This is a genomic window from Enterococcus pseudoavium NBRC 100491 (genome assembly GCF_001544295.1).
Taxonomy (GTDB): Bacteria; Bacillota; Bacilli; order Lactobacillales; family Enterococcaceae; genus Enterococcus_A; species Enterococcus_A pseudoavium.
In genome coordinates this window covers 1-2,869 of the sequence record NZ_BCQF01000050.1, presented here as the reverse complement: position 1 = coordinate 2,869, position 2,869 = coordinate 1, and the positions used below count along the sequence as shown (strand labels likewise).

The 2,869-nt window shown below is 38.7% G+C and carries 4 protein-coding genes; all 4 read left to right on the top strand.

Going from position 1 to position 2,869, the window contains the following annotated elements:
- The coding region (locus tag EP1_RS13120; RefSeq protein WP_083507561.1) for a type II toxin-antitoxin system RelB/DinJ family antitoxin at positions 1-343 on the top strand (343 nt) is incomplete at its 5' end.
- A 67-nt stretch (positions 344-410) separates the two neighbouring features.
- A complete protein-coding gene (locus EP1_RS13115) occupies positions 411-1,775 on the top strand; it encodes an FtsK/SpoIIIE domain-containing protein (RefSeq protein WP_010740286.1) in 1,365 nt (454 codons plus the stop codon).
- Between the two features lie 136 nt (positions 1,776-1,911).
- Positions 1,912-2,241, top strand: coding sequence for a helix-turn-helix domain-containing protein (locus EP1_RS13110; RefSeq protein ID WP_051104514.1), 330 nt, complete (start codon positions 1,912-1,914; stop codon positions 2,239-2,241).
- Between the two features lie 13 nt (positions 2,242-2,254).
- A partial coding sequence (locus EP1_RS13105) for an ImmA/IrrE family metallo-endopeptidase (protein ID WP_067628285.1) occupies positions 2,255-2,869 on the top strand: 615 nt, incomplete at its 3' end.

Sequence of the window (2,869 nt, the reverse complement as noted above, 5' to 3'; positions counted from 1 at the left end):
GGAAATAAATGTTGAGCATATTTTAGATTGTCTCGATCAATATGGTAAAGGAGAACTGACTAGTAAACAAGTTAATGAAGCTCTGACAGTGGATGAAAAAATGTTTCTCATCATGCATCAAGGTATATTGGTGGAAGATACCGATAGCGAAGAAGACTTTGATGTACTGGATTGGTTAGGAGAAGAAGAGTCATTCTTTATGATTGTGGAAGTAAATGAAAGCCTATGTTGGGAAGCTGAATCCGTCTTGGAAGACCTTGGCGTTGAGATGCCGGATGCCATTGAAAACTTTTTAAAGCAACTAGTAGAAACCAAGCAACTTCCTGTTGTGGCAAAAGATTAGGGATGATCATTGAATTTGGCCCAATAAATCACATTGGGCCTTCTTTCGATTGGAGGTGAAAAGAGACGTGCAATACAAAGGACATCGCATACGAGCAGGAGATCAGTACTTGGTTTATCACTTTGTTCTTGGCTGGCTAATCACTGTATTCATTGGTTGGATGGTCATCTTTTATTTTCAAGAGCTTAGGTGGCTAGATTTTTCTAGTCTATCCCTTTCCACAGCTGAAATTGCTTGGTCTATGAAGGGCTTAGTCCGTCTACTGGGAAGTCTAGCACTTTCAGGAAGCATGTTCTTGCTTTACATTCACTTTTTTCACGATCATTGGCGGAGTTTGTGGCACAGGCAGAAGCTAGCCCGAATGATTCTAGAAAACCATTGGTATGAAGTAAAACAGACTCAAAGCGAGGGCTTTTTCAAAGACCTCAATAATAATCGAACCAAAGAGACCATCAGCTATTTCCCCAAAATTTATTATCGGATGAAGGGTGGGTTACTTTCCATTCGTGTTCAAATTTCACTTGGTAAATATCAAGATCAGCTCTTGAAGTTGGAAAAGAAATTGGAAAGCGGGCTGTACTGTGAACTAGTGGAAAAGGAACTCAAAGATTCTTATGTGGAATATACCTTGCTTTATGATATGATTGCCAATCGGATTGGGATTGAGGAGGTGGTGGCAGAAAATGGTACTTTACGATTGATGAAAAATCAAGTGTGGGCCTATGATTCCTTGCCGCATATGTTAATCGCTGGCGGCACTGGTGGAGGCAAGACCTATTTCTTACTCACGATTATTCAGGCGCTACTAAAATCTGATGCCGAACTATTTGTCCTTGATCCAAAGAATGCGGACCTGGCAGATTTGGCAACAGTGATGCCCCACGTGTATTCTCAAAAGGAGGAGATTTCGGTGTGTGTGGAGGATTTCTATGAACGCATGATGGCTCGTAGTAAGGCGATGAAAGAAATGCCAAACTACAAAACAGGAGAGAATTATGCCTATCTTGGTCTTCCGCCCAACTTTTTAATCTTTGACGAATATGTCGCATATATGGAAATGTTAACGACGAAAGAAAGTGCAGTAATTTTGAACAAGCTCAAACAAATTGTGATGTTAGGTCGTCAGTCTGGTTTCTTTTTGATTCTGGCGTGTCAAAGACCGGATGCGAAATATTTAGGAGATGGGATTCGCGATCAGTTTAATTTTCGTGTGGCTTTAGGTCGCATGAGCGAGCTTGGGTATTCCATGATGTTTGGTGAGGTTGAAAAAAATTTCTTTATGAAACGAATCAAAGGGCGAGGGTATGTGGATACAGGTGGGAGTGTGATTAGTGAGTTTTACACGCCATTAGTTCCAAAAGGGTATAACTTTCTAGAGAGTATCCAGAAGATTATTCAACAAAATCTACTTTCGAAAAGTAAAGGGAAGTGAATTTTTTACGAGTTATTTGTAAAGTAAAAGGGCCTTAAGCTAAAAAATGACACCAGTATCGTTCACAATAGAGATTCGTTTTTTTGTGAATGTTCACAAAAAGTGCTATACTGAGGATGAAGGGGTGGTGAATATCATGAGAAGCGATAAGAATACAATTATGAATGTCAAAAATTGGTTAGATAAGAACGATTATTCACAAGCGTGGTTAGCCGATCAAATGGGAGTGGCTAAATCCTTAATTAGTCAAATTTTCAACGGTACTCGAAAACTTCAAACTACTCATATTATTAAAATTTCAGAAATCACAGGTCTTTCTATTGCTGAACTGGCTAGTTCAGACCAAAAGACTTGTACTCAACTGGTTTATTCGTTAAGAGGGAAAATATCTAATGAAAATGGGCAACGCGCCTTGGATCAATTGTTATTAGATTCAGAGCATTTTGTCCAGTTATTAGCAAAGTAGGTGTTTTGAATAGATGGATGCGCAATTGAAGGATTTATCTGAAACTATAGCAGAAGCTTATGCAGTAAAGTTTTTAGCGGATAACGTTGGTGGAGAGATTTTTTTAGGTGGGGATATTGAGCAAATATTGGCAGATCGCGCCTATCTTGTATATCAAAGTGTTGACGATCCTAGTTATTTTGGAGCAGCTCTTCATTTAAATGGAAGGCATATTATCGCAATTAACACAAATCAACCCCTTAGAGTCCGTTATTATAGTGCGGCCCATGAGTTATGGCACTTGCAGTTTGAATCGGGTGAAATTGCAATAGGCGAAAAGCAAATTGATCAAGAACGAGCTGCGGATCATTTTGCAGCAGTCGTAATGTTGCCTAGTAATCTATTGAAAAATATTAAGAATAATTTTAAAAAAGATGATGAACGCTTAGTTTTTAAAATTGCCGATCTTTCTTCTATGCCTTATCAAGCGGTTACTAGAAGGCTGGTTGAGTTGGGGTATAAATTATCTTCAGACTTAAAATCACGAGAAGAAGCTGAATGGATTCAGGTAAGAGAACGGATTGATTTGGTTCCTAGTGTTTTAGATAAAGCAGATAGCTTTGTACAATTTCATGCTTTTTTACAAGAT

Bases quoted from the DNA above. Each gene is read 5' to 3' on its own strand.
- EP1_RS13110 (WP_051104514.1), top strand. From the start codon at position 1,912: ATGAGAAGCGATAAGAATACAATTATGAATGTCAAAAATTGGTTAGAT.